The 17,257-nt window shown below is 72.1% G+C and carries 17 protein-coding genes; 13 read left to right on the top strand and 4 right to left on the bottom strand.

Features of this window, described 5'->3' with window-relative positions:
• Nucleotides 1–26: 26 nt before the first annotated feature.
• The 7 genes from ACTWJ8_RS34860 (at nucleotide 27) to ACTWJ8_RS34890 (ending at nucleotide 6,977) form a co-directional block, all read left to right on the top strand.
• Nucleotides 27–1,478, top strand: coding sequence for an amidase (locus tag ACTWJ8_RS34860; protein ID WP_443261502.1), 1,452 nt, complete (start codon nucleotides 27–29; stop codon nucleotides 1,476–1,478).
• A gap of 223 nt (nucleotides 1,479–1,701) precedes the next feature.
• The gene (locus tag ACTWJ8_RS34865; protein ID WP_443261503.1) at nucleotides 1,702–3,138 is read left to right on the top strand and encodes an ATP-binding protein; all 1,437 of its coding nucleotides are present in this window, start codon (nucleotides 1,702–1,704) and stop codon (nucleotides 3,136–3,138) included.
• Complete coding sequence (locus ACTWJ8_RS34870) at nucleotides 3,131–3,553, top strand: roadblock/LC7 domain-containing protein (RefSeq protein WP_443261504.1); 423 nt, start codon at nucleotides 3,131–3,133, stop codon at nucleotides 3,551–3,553. The genes ACTWJ8_RS34865 and ACTWJ8_RS34870 overlap by 8 nt, the downstream gene beginning before the upstream one ends.
• Nucleotides 3,550–3,909, top strand: a complete 360-nt coding sequence (locus tag ACTWJ8_RS34875; protein ID WP_443261505.1) for a DUF742 domain-containing protein — start codon at nucleotides 3,550–3,552, stop codon at nucleotides 3,907–3,909. The genes ACTWJ8_RS34870 and ACTWJ8_RS34875 overlap by 4 nt, the downstream gene beginning before the upstream one ends.
• Entirely contained in the window at nucleotides 3,884–4,510 is a 627-nt protein-coding gene (locus ACTWJ8_RS34880) for a GTP-binding protein (RefSeq protein WP_356373274.1), read from the top strand. Before ACTWJ8_RS34875 ends, ACTWJ8_RS34880 begins: the two co-directional genes overlap by 26 nt.
• Nucleotides 4,507–5,742: a cytochrome P450 gene (locus ACTWJ8_RS34885; RefSeq protein ID WP_443261506.1), complete on the top strand. Its 1,236-nt coding sequence runs from the start codon at nucleotides 4,507–4,509 to the stop codon at nucleotides 5,740–5,742. Before ACTWJ8_RS34880 ends, ACTWJ8_RS34885 begins: the two co-directional genes overlap by 4 nt.
• Entirely contained in the window at nucleotides 5,739–6,977 is a 1,239-nt protein-coding gene (locus tag ACTWJ8_RS34890; RefSeq protein WP_443261507.1) for a cytochrome P450 family protein, read from the top strand. Before ACTWJ8_RS34885 ends, ACTWJ8_RS34890 begins: the two co-directional genes overlap by 4 nt.
• Before the next feature lies 1 nt (nucleotide 6,978).
• Here the strand turns inward: ACTWJ8_RS34890 and ACTWJ8_RS34895 are convergent, their stop codons facing one another.
• Nucleotides 6,979–7,560 carry a DsbA family protein gene (locus ACTWJ8_RS34895; protein ID WP_443261508.1) on the bottom strand — a complete coding sequence of 194 codons (582 nt, stop codon included), beginning with the start codon at nucleotides 7,558–7,560 and terminating at the stop codon, nucleotides 6,979–6,981.
• A gap of 94 nt (nucleotides 7,561–7,654) precedes the next feature.
• On the opposite strand from ACTWJ8_RS34895, the gene ACTWJ8_RS34900 reads away from it, so the two are divergent.
• The 6 genes from ACTWJ8_RS34900 (at nucleotide 7,655) to ACTWJ8_RS34925 (ending at nucleotide 11,390) form a co-directional block, all read left to right on the top strand.
• Nucleotides 7,655–7,981, top strand: coding sequence for a hypothetical protein (locus ACTWJ8_RS34900; RefSeq protein ID WP_443261509.1), 327 nt, complete (start codon nucleotides 7,655–7,657; stop codon nucleotides 7,979–7,981).
• 24 nt (nucleotides 7,982–8,005) lie between these two features.
• The gene (locus ACTWJ8_RS34905) at nucleotides 8,006–8,218 is read left to right on the top strand and encodes a DUF2945 domain-containing protein (protein WP_443261510.1); all 213 of its coding nucleotides are present in this window, start codon (nucleotides 8,006–8,008) and stop codon (nucleotides 8,216–8,218) included.
• Nucleotides 8,219–8,230: 12 nt separating this feature from the next.
• Nucleotides 8,231–8,767, top strand: coding sequence for a DUF488 domain-containing protein (locus ACTWJ8_RS34910; protein ID WP_443261511.1), 537 nt, complete (start codon nucleotides 8,231–8,233; stop codon nucleotides 8,765–8,767).
• Between the two features lie 127 nt (nucleotides 8,768–8,894).
• Nucleotides 8,895–9,293: a BatC protein gene (locus ACTWJ8_RS34915; protein ID WP_443261512.1), complete on the top strand. Its 399-nt coding sequence runs from the start codon at nucleotides 8,895–8,897 to the stop codon at nucleotides 9,291–9,293.
• Nucleotides 9,290–10,486 carry a cupin domain-containing protein gene (locus ACTWJ8_RS34920; protein WP_443261513.1) on the top strand — a complete coding sequence of 399 codons (1,197 nt, stop codon included), beginning with the start codon at nucleotides 9,290–9,292 and terminating at the stop codon, nucleotides 10,484–10,486. Before ACTWJ8_RS34915 ends, ACTWJ8_RS34920 begins: the two co-directional genes overlap by 4 nt.
• 7 nt (nucleotides 10,487–10,493) lie before the next feature.
• Entirely contained in the window at nucleotides 10,494–11,390 is an 897-nt protein-coding gene (locus tag ACTWJ8_RS34925) for a sucrase ferredoxin (protein ID WP_443261514.1), read from the top strand.
• Between the two features lie 30 nt (nucleotides 11,391–11,420).
• Here ACTWJ8_RS34925 and ACTWJ8_RS34930 read toward each other — a convergent pair whose 3' ends face one another.
• From ACTWJ8_RS34930 to ACTWJ8_RS34940, 3 genes are read right to left on the bottom strand one after another with little or no spacing between them, the layout of a single operon-like run.
• The gene (locus tag ACTWJ8_RS34930) at nucleotides 11,421–12,272 is read right to left on the bottom strand and encodes a Rieske 2Fe-2S domain-containing protein (protein WP_443261516.1); all 852 of its coding nucleotides are present in this window, start codon (nucleotides 12,270–12,272) and stop codon (nucleotides 11,421–11,423) included.
• Nucleotides 12,273–12,313: 41 nt separating this feature from the next.
• Nucleotides 12,314–14,626: an FdhF/YdeP family oxidoreductase gene (locus ACTWJ8_RS34935; protein ID WP_443261517.1), complete on the bottom strand. Its 2,313-nt coding sequence runs from the start codon at nucleotides 14,624–14,626 to the stop codon at nucleotides 12,314–12,316.
• A complete protein-coding gene (locus ACTWJ8_RS34940; protein WP_443261518.1) occupies nucleotides 14,623–17,172 on the bottom strand; it encodes an ATP-dependent Clp protease ATP-binding subunit in 2,550 nt (849 codons plus the stop codon). Before ACTWJ8_RS34940 ends, ACTWJ8_RS34935 begins: the two co-directional genes overlap by 4 nt.
• Nucleotides 17,173–17,257 lie beyond the last annotated feature (85 nt).

Below are 17,257 nucleotides of genomic sequence, written 5' to 3' on the forward strand. Positions count from 1 at the left end.
GCCGCGCCGCCGCCTAGGGTGACCGCATGAGTCGACCCACGCGCGTGCACGCCTTCACCGACGACGCCCTCGCCGACCACGACGCCGTAGCCGTCGCCGAGCTGATCCGCGGCGGTGAGCTGAGTGCGGAGGAGGTCGAGGCCGCGGCGGTCGCCCGCATCGAGCGCGTCGACCCCGACCTGGACGCCGTCGCGTTCAAGGCCTACGACAGGCCCCGGCGCTCCCGGACGCCGCAGGCACCGCTGTACGGCGTGCCCATGCTGGTCAAGGACAACACCGACGTGGCGGGCATGCCCACCAACCACGGCACCGACGCCTTCCGCGCCGGGCCCGCCCGCTGGGACGGCCACTACGCCGCCCAACTCCTCAGCTGCGGTGCGACCGTGCTCGGCAAGAGCCGGATGCCGGAGTTCGGGCTCAACGCCTCCACCGAGTTCCGGACCGCCGTGCCCACCCGCAACCCGTGGAACACCGAACGCTCGACCGGTGCCTCGTCCGGCGGCGCCGCGGCCCTGGTCGCCGCGGGCGCGCTGCCCCTCGCCCACGCCAACGACGGCGGCGGCTCCATCCGCATCCCCGCCGCGGCCGCCGGGCTCATCGGCCTCAAGCCGAGCCGCGGCCGCCACCTCAACGGCGAGATGGCACGCACGATGCCGCTCAACATCATCTCCGAGGGCGTCCTGACCCGCACGGTCCGGGACACCGCCGCGTACGTCGCCGCCGTCGAGGACCACTGGCGCAACCCGCGGCTCGCCCCGATCGGCCTCGTCCGCGGGCCCGCCCACCGCAGGCTGCGCGTCGGCATGGTCCTCGAATCGGTCACCGGCGCGGTCGTCGACGAGCAGACACGCGCCGCCGTCGAACACACCGCCCGGCTCCTGGAGGCGCAGGGCCACATCGTCGAACCCGTCCCGATCCCCGCGGCGAACAGCCTCGCGGAGGACTTCATCACGTACTGGGGCATGCTGGCCGGCATGGCGGGCGGGCTCGGCAGGTTCGCCTTCGACCGCTCCTTCGACGCCACCCGGCTCGACGGCCTCACCCTCGGACTCCGCAAGCAGTTCACCCAGGGCGGCTGGGCCCGCCTGCCCGGCGTCCTGCGGAGGCTGCGCCGCGCCGCGAGGACGTACGCGGCCGCCTTCGAGCGCCACGAGCTGATCCTGTCTCCCGTCCTCGCCCATGTGACCCCTCTGCTCGGCCACCTCTCGCCCACGGTCCCCTTCGACGAACTCATGGACCGGCTCCAGCGCTACGTCGCCTTCACCCCGCTGCACAACATCACCGGCGCGCCGGGCATCTCGCTCCCCATGGGCATGGCCCGCGAGGGCGTCCCCATCGGTGTGCACCTCTCCGCGGCGTACGGGGACGAACGCACGCTTCTCGAAGTCGCGTTCGCCCTGGAGGAGCAGACGGTCTGGCCCTCGATCCAGGCCCCCTTCGAGGCGACGGCCGACGACGAGACGTCAACGCCCGCGTGATGCTTGACGAGTTGACGTGGCGTCACTCGTGTCCTGGCGCTCCCCGCCGCCCGGTCGGCGGCGGGGAAAACCGCGTCAAGATCCCGGACCGCTTCACTCGAACGTGTGGCGGGAGGTAGGGTCGCAAGCGGCATGCGGGCTTCCGGGCCCCGCCCTGCTCCGTACCCTCCTCACCCTCCTCGCACTCGGTCCCCACGCCCTGTACCCCCCGAGGTCCGCACCCATGATTGAGATACCCGAGCTGGCCGCGGGAGCCCTGGCCGCCGGGACCGTGTCGGCGTTCGTGCTCGGCGGCGGGCTCGTCAAGGCCCGCCGGAGCACCGGCAGACAGCGCGCCGAGACCGAGGCGCTGCGCGCCCGGCTCGTCGCCGCGCGCGAGGAGGTCGAGGCGGCCCGCGAGGAACTCGACGACCTCACCGCCGCGTTCACCGCCGAGCTCGCCCACCTCGCCGGAACCCGCATGCCGGCCGCGGCCACCCACGCCGCCCACCCCCACTACCAGGTGCCGGGCCCCCAGCAGCCCGAACTCGGCGGAGCCGAACTCGCCGCGGGCCTCGACGCCGTACTCGACGGCCTGCGCACCGCCATCGCGCAGGAGCGCAAGCGCGTCGACGCCGCGGCCCGCGCCGGAATGCGCGGCGCCACCCGCGAGATCCAGGCCGGCCTGTACCGGCTCCAGGACGTGCTGCGCGGCCTCCAGGAGCGCTACGACGACCCGGAGTTGGCGCAGACCCTGTACGCGCTCGACCACGAGAACGAGCAGTCGCTGCGCCGCGCGCAGGTCGCCGCCGTCGTCTGCGGCGCCTGGGTCGGCCTCGCCCGCGGCGAGTCGTACCTCGTGGAGGCCGTCACCGGCGGCCAGTCGCGGCTCGCCGGATACGACCGGGTGGAGGTCCACAACCACCTGGACGACGGCACCGGGCTCATCTCGCACGCCGTCGAACCGGTCGCCATCATCGTCGCCGAACTCCTCGACAACGCGCTGCGCCACTCCTCGCCCGACACCACGGTCGGCGTCCACCTGGAGCGCGTCCACCACGGCGTCAGCGTGACCGTCGACGACGCGGGCGTCGGCATGAGCTCCGACGAACGCGCCCACGCCCAGCGCATGGTGGCGGGGGAGGAGCCCATCCTGCTGTCCGAGCTCGGCGACCCGCCGCGCATGGGCCTGGCCGCGATCGGCCAGCTCACCCGCCAGTTCGACCTCTCCGTCGACCTGTCGTCGCCGTCCCCGTACGGCGGCGTCCGCGCGGTCCTGCTCGTCCGCGACCACCTCCTGTGCACGATCGCCCCCGAGGAGCGCAAGCCCGCCGCCGCGGCCCCGCGCTCCACCCGCGAGACGGCGGCCGAGGACACCACGCACACCCTCGCCGCCGACGAGACACCCGCCGCTTCCGCGCCCGCACGGCCCGCCGCCGACGACGCCGAACTGCCCAGGCGCCGCCGCCGCGTCCGCACCGACGCGCCGTCCGCACCCGCGCCCGGAACCCCGCGGCCCGCCGCACACCGCAGCCCCGAGGAGCAGGCCGCCGCGCTCGGCGCCCTCCAGGCCGCCACCGCCGCCGCACGCGAGGAGCGGCCCGCACACCCACCGCACGACACCGCCGGCGACCACCCCGGCACCGGTGAGCACAGGGAAGGGAACACCCCCGATGAGTAGCCGCGACCTCGGCGACAGCGCTTGGGTCCTCGATCCGATCCTGGAGATCCCGCACGTCCAGGCCGCCGTCCTGCTCACCAGGGACGGCCTGGTCTCCGGATACACCGAGGCGCTGACACAGGCATCCGCGGAGCGCGTGGCCGCCATCACCAGCACCGTGCAGGGCGCCTGCCGCACCGCGGCCGCCGCCTTCGCCGACCAGGAGACCGCCGACGTACGCCAGGTGGTCATCGAGTCCGACCACGGCTACATCCTCGTCGCGCCCACCGCGCACGGCACCTGCGTGGCCGCGTTCGGCGACCCCGAGGTCCGGCTCGACCTGCTCGGCCACCGCGTCCACTCGCAGGTCGCCCGGCTCGGCGAGAAGGCCATGGCGGCCGCGCCCCGCGGGGCCGACGGCGCCGCCGAGGCATGACGGGCCGCCGCGGCGGCCGGCCGCTGGTCCCCGCCTACCTCGCCACCGGCGGGGTGGCGCGGCCCAGCCGCAACAGCCTGGAGCGGCTCTCCGTACTGACCGGCGTCGGCGCGCCCTGGCCCACGGGGCTGCCCGCCGCCCAGCACGCCCTCCTGCGCACCCTGGACGGCGGCTCGCTCACCGTGGTCGAGTCCGCCGCCCTGCTCGAACTGCCGGTCTCCGCCGTACGCGTGCTGGCCGCCGCACTGATCGACCAGGGGCTCGTCGGCGCCCGCCCGCCGGTCCCGCCCGCAGCGCAGCCCCATACCGATCTGCTGAAGAGAGTCGCCGATGGCCTCCGCGCCCTCAAGCGCTGAATCCGCGCCCTCACACACCCACGGCTCAGTGCATCTGCCGGACACCGCACGCGAGTTGGTGAAGATCCTCGTCACCGGGCCCTTCGGGGTGGGCAAGACCACCCTGATCGACTCCGTGTCCGAGATCCGCCCGCTGCACACCGAGGAACAGCTCACCGAGGCGTCCGTCGCCGTCGACGACCTCGCGGGCGTACGGGAGAAGGCGACCACCACCGTCGCCATCGACTTCGGCCGGATCAGCCTCAAGGGCGGCGCCGTCCTCTACCTGTTCGGCACCCCAGGACAGGAACGCTTCCGCGCGCTGTGGGACGACATCGCCTACGGGGCGCTCGGCGCGCTCGTCCTCGTCGACACCCGGCGCATCGACGAGTCCTTCGATGCCCTCGGCCTCGTCGAGGAGTCGGGCCTGCCCTACGCCGTCGCCCTCAACACCTTCCCGGACTCCCGCAGTTACACCGAGGAGCAGCTGCGGCTCTCCCTCGACCTGGAGCCCGACACCCCGATGGTGGTGTGCGACGCCCGTGACACGCACTCCTCCGTCGACGCGCTGCTCGCCCTCGTGCAGCACCTGATCGACCGCAACACCCCGGAGCCCCGATGACGTACCCCGCGCAGGCCGAGGACTTCCACCTGGCGGCGCCCGTCCGGCTGTGGGAGGACGGCTTCGCCGCAGACCCGCACGCCTACTACGCGACGCTGCGCGCCCAGGGCCCGGTCGGCCACGCCGAACTCGCCCCCGGCGTGCCCGCGTACGTCGTCACCGACCGCCGGGCCGCCCTCGACCTGCTGCACGACACCGAGTCCTGGTCGCACGACCCGCGGCCGTGGGAGGAGACCGTCGACAGCGACTCGCCGATCCTCGGCATGATGCGCTGGCGGCCCAACGCGCTGTTCGCCGACGGGGAGCAGCACGTGCGCTACCGGCGCGCCCTCATCGACGCCTTCGACCTCGTGGAGCCGCACGACCTGCGCGAGCGCGTGCACCGCGCCGTCGACGTGCTGGCCGCCGGGATGGCGTCCCGGGGCCGCGCGGACCTCGTCGCCGAGTTCGCCCGCCCGCTGATGTCCCTCGTCTTCAACAGCCTCTTCGGGCTCCCGGACAGCGAGAGCGACCGCCTCCAGGGCGCCATCGCCCGGGTCATGGACGGCGGCGGCGACGCGGCGAAGGGCGAGGAGGAGTTCGGCCGCTACATCCTCGACCTCGTCGCCGCCAAGACCGCCGAACGCGGCCAGGACCTCACCAGCTGGCTGCTCGACCACCCCCTCGGCCTCACCCCCGAGGAAGTCACCTGGCAGGTCTTCCTCATGCTCGGCGCGGGCCACGAACCCACCGCCAACCTCGTCTCCAACTCGCTGTCGCGGATCCTCGGCAACCCGGCGTACTACTCGACGCTGACCAGCGGATCGCGGCCGGTCATGGACGCGGTCGTCGAGGTGCTCCGGCACGAGACACCCCTGGCCAACTACGGCATCCACTACGCCCGCAAGCCCCTCACCTTCCACGGTGTGTGGGTGCGCGCCGCCGTGCCCGTCGTCATCTCCTACGGGGCCCTGGGACAGGAGGCGGAGAGCGACACCCCCGCCGACCGGCACCCGCACGACGCCTCGCACCTGTCCTGGTCGGCGGGCGAGCACGCCTGCCCGGTCAAGCAGCACACGCTGCTCATCGCCACCGAGGCCATCGAACGCCTCACCCAGTGGCTGCCCGACCTGGAGCCGCGCGTCCCGCGCGAGCAACTGACCTGGCGCACAGGCCCGTTCCACCGCTCGCTCACCGAGCTGCCCGTGCGCTTCGTTCCCCGTACCGCGTACACGTCAGGAGCAGCCGAGTGACCGAGAGCGTGTCTTCGACCCGTATCGCCATCGACCCGTTCGGCGCCGACCTGCCGGCCGAGGCGGCCCGGCTGCGCGCGGCGGGCCCCCTCGTCCCCGTCGAACTGCCCGGCGGCATCCCGGCCTGGGCGCCCACCCGTTACGACACCCTCCGCTCGCTCATCCTCGACCCGCGGGTCAGCAAGGACCCGCGCAAGCACTGGTCGCTGTGGCCCGAGGTCGGCGACCACCCCGAGTGGGGCTGGGTCCTCGGCTGGGTCGGCGTGGTCAACATGCTCTCCACGTACGGCGAGGACCACACACGGCTCCGCAAGCTCGTGGCACCGAGCTTCACCGCCCGCCGCACCGAGCTGATGCGCCCCCGCGTCGAGAAGATCACCGAGGAGCTGCTCGCCGCGCTCGACGGCGCCGAACCCGACACCGACGTCGACCTGCGGCCCACCTACGCCAACCAGCTGCCCATGCAGCTGATCTGTGAACTCTTCGGTGTGCCCGACGAGTTGCTCGGCCCGGTGGAGCGCCTGGTCGACGCCATCATGGACACCTCCGACCCCAGCCCCGAGCACGGCGCGTTCGTGCAGGAGCAGATCGGCACCGTCCTGCCCGCGATCATCGCGCACCGTACCGAGCACCCCGGCGACGACATGACCACCGAGCTGCTGCGGGTGCGCGCAGAGGACGGCGACCGGCTCAGCGACGAGGAACTCCTCTACACGCTGCTCCTGGTCATCGGCGCCGGATTCGAGACGACCGTCAACCTCATCGGCAACGCGATCGTCGCCCTGCTCACCCACCCCGAACAGCTCGCCGCCGTCCGCTCCGGCGAACTCACCTGGGACGCCGTCATCGACGAGACCCTGCGCGTCCACCCCTCCATCTCCAACCTGCCGCTGCGCTTCGCCGTCACCGACATCACCGTCGACGGGGTGACGATCCCGGCCGGCGACGCCATCCTCACGACGTACGCCGCATCCGGCTACGACCCCGAGCACTACGGGCCCACGGCCGCGGAGTTCGACGCACACCACGCCGCCGACGACCACATGTCGTTCGGCATCGGCGTGCACCGCTGCATCGGCGCCCCGCTCGCCCGACTGGAGGCCCGCACCGCGCTGCCCGCCCTCTTCGACCGCTACCCCGACCTGCGGCTCGCGGTGGCTCCCGAAGAGCTGCGCCAGGTCCCGTCGTTCATCGCGTACGGCTGGCAGGAGATCCCGGTCCGCCTGCGCGGCTGACTCACGTGCGCAGCTGTGCGCGGAACTCCTGGGGGTCGACGGCGGGCCCGTCGACCTTCACGACGGGCACCACCTCGTCGTCGTACCAGCACACGGGCGTGCCCACGACGCCGTAGGACGCGAAGTCGCTCACGGAGCGGGCCGCCCACTCGCCGTAGGTGTCGTCGGTGACCTTCTGGTCGAAGCCGGGGGAGCGCAGCCCGTTGACCTTGCTCGCCAGGGACAGCAGCACCGACGGCTCGGCGAAGTCGTCGTTGCCCGGCGGGAACGGCTGCGCGGCGAACAGCACGGCCAGGTAGTCGAGGAACTGCCGCCGCCCCACGTCGCTCGCCGCGGCCAGGGCACTCAGGCCGCGCACGGACCCGCTGCCGCCGACGGTGTCGTCGAACGTGGCCGCGAAGTGGAACATCACCACGTACGAGCCCTCGTCCGCGCCCTGCCGCATGGTGTCGAGCAGACTCTCCACCATGCGGAAACTCGCCCGGTCCCGCAGCTCCAGGAACACCTGGAGCTTGTGCGGACTGCCGAGGCTTCCGTAGTAGAGAACGGTGTCGTCCGAGCCTGTGGTGTTCGCCGGATTCATGTACAAAATGATCCCATAACGGCATGAAACGTGCCGGGGTGTCGACCCGGCACGGAGCCATGCACGATCACGACGGCCGGGAGATGATGGGCGGATGGGCAGTGCCGACCAGCCTCGGGCGCAGGTGGACCACAGCCACCTGTTCCCCGGGGCGCGGGTTCGCGTGGAGGGGCTCGAGGCCCCGTCGGCGCAGCTCGACGACCCGCAACCGCTGACCTTCGTCGTGCACTTCGCGGACGGCGAGGAGGCCGCCGCCGAGCTGCTCGTGCCGGGCGACGGCGACCCGGGATCGAGCGTGCTCGCCGTGGAGGCGCACACCAGCCGCGCGGGGACCGAGCTGCCTGCACAGTCCTGGATGATCAAGGAATATCTGCTCGACGGCGGCGCACTCGTCCTGCGACTGGGAGTACGGCTCGCGTAGGTGGCTCACGCAGGAGGAGGAGACATGGCGGAGGACTTTGCCGTAGGGGACCACGTCCGGTGGAACTCGGAGGCCGGGCACGTCTCAGGTGTGATCATCAAGAAGCACACGCAGAACGTGGAGTACAAGGGGTACACCCGGCACGCCACCGAGAAGGAACCCCAGTACGAGATCCAGAGCGACAAGACCGACCACATCGCCATGCACAAGGGGACGGCGCTCACGAAGATCGGCTGACCGGCACGGGACATGGCACACCGCATCCTCACGATCGGACACTCCACACGCGACTTCGACGAGGTCGTGCGGATGCTGCGGAACAACGACGTCACCTGCCTCGTCGACGTCCGCTCGTACCCGTCGTCGCGGAAGTACCCGCAGTGGAACCAGGCGGCCGTCGTCGAGGCACTGCCACCCGACATCTCCTATCGGTGGCTCCCGCGGCTCGGCGGCCGCCGGCACACCCCCAAGGGCGTGCACAGCCCGAACGGCGCATGGCGCGTCAAGGCGTTCCGCGACTACGCCGACTACATGGACAGCGACGAATTCCGTGAAGGACTGGCCGAGTTGCTCGACATCGCGGAACACGAACGGCCCGCCATCATGTGCAGCGAGGCGGTGCCGTGGCGCTGCCATCGCCGCCTGATCACCGACGCGTTGCTCGTGGCCGGGGCCGACGTCGCGCACATCATGTCACCCACGTCGACGAAGCCGGCGACCCTGAACGAGAACGCCCGGGTCGACGAGGACGGACGTCTGACGTATCCGCCCCCGTCCTCCATGTGACGTCAGCGGATGCAGACCCCCGACTCCTGGGTGAGCATGGTCGAAACCGCCCTCGACCCGCTGGTGAGCCATGACCGGCCTCATCGGAGGGGCGACGGGCACATGACGTCGACACCGAGGAGGACACATGGTTTCCGACCAGGACGCGAACGAGCACGAGGGCCCCGCGGACGGCGGCGCGGCCGGGACGCCGGGCGTGCACGACGGCGGTGCGGACGGTGGCGCCGAAGGTCCCGCCGACGGCGGTGCCGCCGGGCAGCCGGGTGTGCACGACGGTGGCGCGGACGGCGGTGCCGAAGGGCCTGCCGATGGTGGTGCGGCTGGTCAGCCGGGTGTGCAGGACGGTGGCGCCGATGGTGGTGCCGAGGGGCCTGCCGATGGTGGCGCGGCTGGTCAACCGGGTGTGCACGACGGTGGCGCCGATGGTGGTGCCGAAGGGCCTGCTGACGGTGGCGCCGCCGGGCAGCCCGGTGTGCACGACGGCGGTGCCGATGGCGGTGCGGACGGCGGCGGTAACGCCTCTTGAGCGCTGCACGGACCGGGGTCCGGAATCCGGGTGCCTCAGAAGGCGCCGGGATTCTGGAGACCCGTCTGACCGGCCTCGCCTTCGAGGAGTTCGCCCACAAGGTGTGGTCGCGCACCGCCCTGCTCACGAACGCCGCGAGCGACTTCTCTGACGTGTTCGGCGCCGACGCCGTGGACGAACTCGTCTCCAGCCGCGGACTCCGCACGCCGTTCCTCCGCGTGGCCAAGGACGGCGCCGTGCTCCCCGAGTCCTCGTACACCTCGCCCGCGGGCGTCGGCGCGACCATCGCGGACCAGGTCGACGACACCGCGCTGTGGCGTCATTTCGCGGACGGCGCCACCCTCGTCCTCCAGGCACTGCACCGCACCTGGGCCCCGGTCGGCGACCTGTGCGCGCGGCTCGGCGCCGAGCTCGGTCACCCCGTGCAGGCCAACGCGTACATCACCCCACCGCTGAACCGGGGCTTCGACGACCACTACGACGTGCACGATGTCTTCGTCGTCCAGATCCAGGGCCGCAAGCGGTGGCTCGTCCACGAACCGGTGCACCCCGACCCGCTGCGCGACCAGCCGTGGACCGACCGCCGCGCCGCCGTGGCGGATGCCGCGCGCGAACCCGCGTACATCGACACCGTCCTCGAGCCCGGCGATGTGCTGTACCTGCCGCGGGGCTGGCTGCACGCGGCAGAGGCGCAGGGCGAGGTGTCGGTCCATCTGACCCTGGGCGTCCATGTCTGGACCCGGTACGCGCTGGCCGAACACCTCGCGCAGGCCGCCCTCGCCGCCCTCCGCGACGACCCCGACATGCGCGGCTCCCTGCCGCTGGGCGGCACGGCGCCGACGGACGACATCCGAGAACGCCTCGCCCAGGCGGTCGCGGAGGCCGACCCCGCCCCGCTCTTCCACCGCGCCCGCCGCGGCCAGGCCCGCCCGGCGCCGCTCGGCCCGCTGGCCCAGCTCGCCGCCGTCGACACCCTCGACGCGCGGACCCTCGTACGGCTCAGGCCGTCCCTCGAAGCCAGGTGGGAGGGCGCGCGCCTGATGACACGGGTGGGCTGGCTCGACTTCCCCGAGGCCGAGCGGCCGACCGTGAACACCCTGCTCGACGGCGAGGCCCGCACCGCAGGCGACATCGGGCTCGCACTCGCCGAGCGACTACTGCGCGCGGGCGTCCTGGTACCCGCCGGACGGTAGCCGCCCGTTGACCGCCACCGACCGCTTCTTCTGCGCCGAGGCCGCCCGCGTCCGCGGCGACGCCCTCACGGGCACGGCGCCCCGCGGCACCGCGTGGGTGCTCATCGAGTACCGGCGCGCCTGGCCCACCAACGGCTTCGACGGCATCGACCTCGACCCGGAGACCAAGGCACACGTCTGGGCGGCCGCCCACGCGCTCAGGGCCCGCATCCTCCTGGTCCGCCGCTGCGCACGCCCACGGCCCGAGGCGCCGGCGCGGTGGGCCGTGCTGCACCACGAAACCTCCGGCGCGTACCGGCAGCGCTGGGGCACCTGGACCCGCGACGCCGACCTGCTGGAGATCGCCGACGCCCTGCGGACACCGGGCGGACTCGACCATCCGCCGGTCGTCCTCGTCTGCGTCCACGGCCAGCACGACATCTGCTGTGCCGTGCGCGGCCGCCCCGTCGCGCGGGCGCTGAGCGAGCACTGGCCGAACCTCGTCTGGGAGTGCACCCACGTCGGCGGCGACCGCTTCGCCGCCAATGTCGTCGTCCTGCCCGACGGTGTCTACTACGGCGACCTCGACGCCGACTCGGCCACCCACGTCGTCGAGGAACACCTCGCGGGCCGCATCCACGCCCGGCACCTGCGCGGATACACGGACCTCGCGCCGGCCCAACAGGCCGCAGTCACCGCCCTGCTCGCCCGCTACGGACCGGCCGGCCGCCACGACTACGCCGTCACCGGCACGTCCCGCGAGGGCGACGTCTGGCGCATCCGCGTCGAACTCCACGCCCCACGACCCACCGCCTTCGACATCGAGGTCCACGCCCACCGCACGCCCCCGCACCGCCTGACGTGCAGGGGACCCCAGCCGAGCACATCCGTCGCGTACGAGGCACGGACGATTCGGCCGGTCTGAGCGCGCTGCGCGCCGAGTCGGGGGCGCGGCTCAGGACGCGGCCGACCGCACCCGCACCCGCCCCTCGCTCACCTTCACGTCCCAGCGGGGCGCGGACACCGAGGCCGGGCCGCGGGTCGGGGCGCCGTCCGTCAGGCGGAACTCGCTGCCGTGCCAGGGGCAGCGGATGCAGCCGTCGTCCAGGACCTTGCCCTCGTCGAGGGGGCCGCCCGCGTGGGTGCACACGGCGGAGAGGGCGTGGACGATGTCGCCGTCACGGACCAGGACGACCGGGACGGCGCCCGGCGCGACACGCACCGGCCTGCCGTCGGGCAGCTCCGAGAAGGCGGCGACGTCGGTCCACTCGTCGACGGTCGGCTGGAACGCCGTGTCGCTGACGCCGACGCCCCGCGCGAACACCAGGTGGCCGCCCAGGTAGGCGGCGCCGAGCGTGAGGCCGAGTCCCAGGCCGCTCAGGGCCATTCCGGCGCACCGGTGGTCACGGCGTCGGGCCAGCCAGCTCGCGGTCTGGAGCACCGTCGCCGCCGCGTTGCACACGCCGTGCACCGCGCCGACCCGCTGCTCCGCGCCGTACGTGTCCGCCCAGTCGGCCGCACCGGAGGCGGCGGTGGGGATCGCGGACAGCACGCCCAGGCCCACCAGACGGCGTGACACCCGGGCACCGGAACGGCCCGCGACCACGTCCACAAGGGAAGCCATCGTCCACGCGCCGATGGGGACGTCCGTCAGCGGAGGGTGCAGCGGATGTCTCAACCAGGTCCCCGACAGGGCGTTCTTGACCTTCGCGGCACGCGTGACACGTCCGACCAGGCCCGCCGCCGCATGGCAGAAGCCGTCCAACGCCTGCATGTCCTCGATCTGGTGGATGAGGTTCGGTGCCACGGTCGCCTCGCTCGTGCGCTCGTCCGATGGGTGGTCGCCGTTCAGGCCGAAGGCGTGACGGTCACCTTCACGTGCTTCATGATCGGCTGGTCGCTCTGCGTGCTGTGGTCGCCGATGGCGCACAGCACGTTCATCTCCGGCATGTAACCGGCCGCGCAGCCGCGCGGGATGTCGTACGGGACCGCCAGATAGCCCTGAAGGCTGCGGTGGCTGCCGTCGCGGGCCGTGCTCGTGATGTCGACCGGGTCGAACTCGGCGATGCCGCGCTCACGCATGTCGTCCTGGTTGAGGAAGACCAGCGTGCGCAGGTTCTTGATGCCCCGGTAGCGGTCGTTGTCCGAGTAGATGGTGGTGTTCCACTGGTCGTGGGAGCGCATCGTGCCCAGGGCCAGGGTGCCCGGCTCGGGGATCACGTCGGGCAGCGGGGCGGCGGAGAACTCGGCGCGGCCCGAGTCGGTGAGGAAGACCAGCTCGCGGGCGGGCTGCTTGATGCGGAAGCCCAGCGGCAGCCGCACCCGCCGATTGCAGTCCTCGAAACCGTCGATGACCTGCGCCATCGAGTCACGGATCCGGTCGTAGTCCTCGACGTACCACTCCCAGGGAGTGTCGCTCTCGGGCAGCGTGGCGCGCGCCATCCCGGCGATGATGGCCGGCTCGGACAGCAGGTGCTTGGACGCCGGGCGCTTCATGCCGACCGACAGGTGCACCATGCTCATCGAGTCCTCGACGGACGTGGACTGCAGCCCGCCGCGCTGCTCGTCCTTCTCGGTGCGGCCCAGGCACGGCAGGATCAGCGCCCGCCGCCCGTGCACGAGGTGGCTCCGGTTGAGCTTCGTGCTCACCTGCACCGTCAACTCGCAGGTGCGCAACGCCTCGTACGTGTAAGGGGTGTCGGGGGCCGCGAGCGCGAAATTGCCGCCCATGCCGACGAACACCTTCACGTCGCCGCGCCGCATCGCCTCGATCGTGCCGACCGTGTCGAGCCCGTGCTCGCGCGGCGGGTCGATCTCGCAGGCCTCCGCGAGCCGGTCGAGGAAGGTGTCACTGGGGCGGTGGTCGATGCCGCAGGTCCTGTTGCCCTGCACGTTGCTGTGGCCGCGCACGGGGGAGGGGCCCGCGCCCTCGCGGCCCAGATTGCCGCGCAGCAGAAGGACGTTGACGATCTCGCGGACCGTGTCGACGCCGTGCTCGTGCTGGGTGACGCCGAGACACCAGCTGATGATGCTGCGGTCCGCGTCCCGGTACACCCGGGCCGCCTTGAGGATGTCCTTCCGGCTCAGGCCCGACTGGCGCTCGATCTCCTCCCAGGGCGTCGACTCGCACAGCTCCCGGTACGCCTCGAAGCCCTCGGTGTAGCGGTCGATGAACTCCCGGTCCAGGGCCTTCGGGTCGGACGCCGACTGCTCCAGGACGGCCTTGGCGATGCCGCGCAGGAACGCCATGTCGCCGCCGATGCGCACCTGGAGGTTCAGGGTGCTGGTGCGCGTCGCCTTGTTGAGCGCCATGTCCTTGAAGTCGTGCGGGATGATCGTGCGCGTCGCCGCCGCCTCGACGAGCGGGTTGACGTGCACGACCTGCGCGCCGCGCTGGTACGCCTCGGCGAGCGCGGTCAGCATCCGCGGCGCGTTGGACGCCGCGTTGACCCCCATGATGAACAGGGCGTCCGTGCTCTCCCAGTCCGCGAGGTCGCACGTGCCCTTGCCGGTGCCGAGCGAGGCCTGCAGGGCACGGCCGCTGGCCTCGTGGCACATGTTGGAGCAGTCGGGCAGGTTGTTCGTGCCGAACTCCCGCGCCCACAGCTGGTAGAGGAACGTGGCCTCGTTGCCGAGCCGCCCCGACGTGTAGAACGAGGCCTGGTTCGGATTGTCGAGCCCCTGCAGCGTCCGGCCGACGAGCTCGAAGGCGTCCTTCCAGCTGATGGGGACGTAGTGGTCGCTCTCCGGGTCGTAGGTCATGGGCTCGGTCAGCCGGCCCTGGTCCTCGAGCGCGAAGTCGCTCCACTCCGACAGCTCGCTCACCGAGTGCGCGGCGAAGAACTCCCGGCCCACCCGCTTGCGCGTCATCTCCCACGTGACGTGCTTGATGCCGTTCTCGCAGATGTCCAGGTGCAGGCCCTTGCGGTCGTCGGGCCAGGCACAGCCGGGACAGTCGAAGCCGCCGTTCTCGTGGTTCATCTTGAGGATGGCGCGCGGACCGTCGACCAGCTCCCGCTCGCGGACCAGGAACCGGGTGACGCTCTTGGCGGCGCCCCAGCCCGCGGCCGGGTGGTGGTAGGGGTGGAAGTCCGGCTGCCCCTCGGGCGTGGGACCCACCTGCGACTCCGTCGCGGGCTTGTCGTCCTCGGTGGTACTCACGTGGTCTGTTCCTTGTCGGAGTCGGGACCGGAGCCGGTGTCGGGGCCGGAGTCGCTGTCGTTCGCGTCGGTGGTGGCGCGGATCGTGCAGTGCAGGGTGTCGTTCTGCACGTCGGCGACGATCGTGTCGCCCGGCTCGGCCTCGCCGCCCAGCAGCAGCGACGCGATGCGGTTGTCGAGCTCGGTCTGGATCGTGCGGCGCAGCGGCCGCGCGCCGAACTCCGGCTGGTGGCCGTGCGCGATGAGCAGCTTCTTGGCGGCCTCGGTGACCTCCAGCTTCAGCCCCTGCGCGTGCACCCGGTGCTCGCTCTGCGCCAGCAGGTGGTCGACGATCTCGCCGAGGTCCTCCTCGGTGAGGCTGTGGAACACGATGATGTCGTCGATGCGGTTGAGGAACTCCGGCAGGAACCGGCCCCGCAGCTCCTCCATCAGCTCGTCCTTGAGCTCCGCGGCGTCGCCCTGGTGGGCGAGGATGCGGTGCGCGCCGATGTTCGACGTCATGATGATCACGCAGTGCCGGAAGTCGACCGTGCGGCCCTGGGAGTCCGTGAGCCGCCCGTCGTCGAGGATCTGGAGCAGCGTGTTGAAGACGTCCGGGTGCGCCTTCTCGACCTCGTCGAACAGCACGACGCTGTACGGCTGGCGGCGCACCTTCTCGGTGAGCTGACCGGCCTCGTCGTAGCCGACGTAACCGGGAGGCGCCCCGACCAGGCGGGCGACGGTGTGCTTCTCCTGGAACTCGCTCATGTCGAAGCGGACCATGCGGTTCTCGTCGCCGAACAGCAACTCGGCCAGGGTCTTGGCGAGTTCGGTCTTGCCGACGCCGGTCGGGCCGAGGAAGAGGAAGGAGCCGACGGGCCGGTTCGGGTCGCCCATGCCGGCGCGGTTGCGGCGCACCGCCTGGGACACCGCGGTGACCGCCTCGTCCTGGCCCACGATCCGGTCGTGCATCTCGTCCTCGAGGCGCAGCAGCCGTTCCTTCTCGCCCGCCGTCAGCTGGGCGACGGGGATGCCGGTGCGGCGCGAGACGATCTCGGCGATGTCCGCGGCGGTCACCTCCACGACACCCTCGCGGCGCTCCTCGATCCCGGCGAGCTCGCCCTCCACCTCGGCGATCCGCTTCTTCAGCTCCGACGCCTTCTCGAAGTCCTCCGACGAGACCGCCTGGTCCTTCTCGCGCGTCAGCTTCGCGATCCGGTCCTCGCGCTCGACGACCTCCGTGGAGCGGCTCGCCGAACGCAGCCGCACCCGCGCGCCTGCCTGGTCCATGAGGTCGATGGCCTTGTCGGGCAGGAACCGGTCGCTGATGTAACGGTCCGACAGCTCGGCCGCCGCCGTCAACGCGCCGTCGGCGAACCGGACTTGGTGGTGCGCCTCGTAGGCGTCCCGCAGCCCCTCCAGGATCTGCACGGTCTCCTCGACCGTCGGCTCCGGGATCAGCACCGGCTGGAAGCGGCGCTCGAGCGCCGCGTCCTTCTCGATGTGCTTGCGGTACTCGTCGATGGTGGTGGCACCCACGACGTGCAACTCGCCGCGGGCGAGGGCCGGTTTGAGCATGTTGCCCGCGTCCATCGAGCCCTCGCCCGTCGCGCCCGCGCCCACGACGGTGTGCAGCTCGTCGATGAACAGGATGATGTCGCCGCCCGCGTTCTGGACGTCCTCGATGACCTTCTTCAGGCGTTCCTCGAACTGGCCGCGGTACTGCGCCCCCGCCACCATCCCGGACAGGTCGAGGGCGACGACCCGCTTGTCCTTCAGGGTGTCGGGCACCTCGCCCGCGACGATGCGCTGCGCGAGCCCCTCGACGATCGCCGTCTTGCCGACGCCCGGCTCGCCGATCAGCACCGGGTTGTTCTTCGAGCGGCGGGAGAGGATCTCCACCGTCTGCTCGATCTCCTCGGCGCGGCCCACCACCGGGTCGAGCTTGCCCGCCTTGGCCTCCTCGGTGAGGTCGCGGCCGAACTCGTCGAGCGTCGTGGCGGACCCGGACGAGCCGCTGCCGCCGCCGTCCGCCCGCGCCGCCTGCTCGGTGGTGTCCGCCAGCTTGTTCATGTCGAGCCCCGCCGCGCTCAGCAGGCGCGCCGCGCCCGTGCCGGGGTCGGAGATCAGCGCGGCCAGGATGTGCTCCGGGCCGATGTAGGAGACACCCGCCGCCTGCGACTGGGCGTGCGCGGCGGCGAGGGAACGCTTGGCGGCCGGGGTCAGACCCGGCTCGGCCGACGGCTGCCCCGCCTCCTGCGGCAGCACCTTGGCGATCTCCTCGGCGAGCCGGTCGGGGTCCACACCGGCCTGCTCGAGCACCCGGCGGGACGGCTGCACCTTGGTCGTCGCCCACAGCAGATGTTCCGTGTCCAGATCGGAGGTGCCGTCCTCATGGGCTTTCTGCGCGGCCAGGTTGAGCAGTTCCTGGGACGACTCGGTGAGCAGCCGCCCGATCGGCACCCGCTGCACCGCCGGGGGAGAGCTCGCGGGGGACGTACCGAAGAACCGATTGAACATCTCACTGAAGGGATCCGAGGAACCGAACCCGAACGGCGACATCGACATGGTGACTCCAGGTGCGCAATGGGTTTGTCCAAGCCAACCTCTGCCCTTGACCCCCCGCAAGCTGATCTTCGCAGAACGGATGCAC

The sequence above is a fragment of the Streptomyces sp. SDT5-1 genome, assembly GCF_052245995.1.
Taxonomy (GTDB): domain Bacteria; phylum Actinomycetota; class Actinomycetes; order Streptomycetales; family Streptomycetaceae; genus Streptomyces.

Coding starts and splice junctions, on each gene's coding strand:
- ACTWJ8_RS34860 (WP_443261502.1), top strand. CDS start 27: ATGAGTCGACCCACGCGCGTGCACGCCTTCACCGACGACGCCCTCGCC.
- ACTWJ8_RS34865 (WP_443261503.1), top strand. CDS start 1,702: ATGATTGAGATACCCGAGCTGGCCGCGGGAGCCCTGGCCGCCGGGACC.
- ACTWJ8_RS34870 (WP_443261504.1), top strand. CDS start 3,131: ATGAGTAGCCGCGACCTCGGCGACAGCGCTTGGGTCCTCGATCCGATC.
- ACTWJ8_RS34875 (WP_443261505.1), top strand. CDS start 3,550: ATGACGGGCCGCCGCGGCGGCCGGCCGCTGGTCCCCGCCTACCTCGCC.
- ACTWJ8_RS34880 (WP_356373274.1), top strand. CDS start 3,884: ATGGCCTCCGCGCCCTCAAGCGCTGAATCCGCGCCCTCACACACCCAC.
- ACTWJ8_RS34885 (WP_443261506.1), top strand. CDS start 4,507: ATGACGTACCCCGCGCAGGCCGAGGACTTCCACCTGGCGGCGCCCGTC.
- ACTWJ8_RS34895 (WP_443261508.1), bottom strand. CDS start 7,560: ATGAATCCGGCGAACACCACAGGCTCGGACGACACCGTTCTCTACTAC.
- ACTWJ8_RS34900 (WP_443261509.1), top strand. CDS start 7,655: ATGGGCAGTGCCGACCAGCCTCGGGCGCAGGTGGACCACAGCCACCTG.
- ACTWJ8_RS34905 (WP_443261510.1), top strand. CDS start 8,006: ATGGCGGAGGACTTTGCCGTAGGGGACCACGTCCGGTGGAACTCGGAG.
- ACTWJ8_RS34910 (WP_443261511.1), top strand. CDS start 8,231: ATGGCACACCGCATCCTCACGATCGGACACTCCACACGCGACTTCGAC.
- ACTWJ8_RS34915 (WP_443261512.1), top strand. CDS start 8,895: ATGGTTTCCGACCAGGACGCGAACGAGCACGAGGGCCCCGCGGACGGC.
- ACTWJ8_RS34940 (WP_443261518.1), bottom strand. CDS start 17,172: ATGTCGATGTCGCCGTTCGGGTTCGGTTCCTCGGATCCCTTCAGTGAG.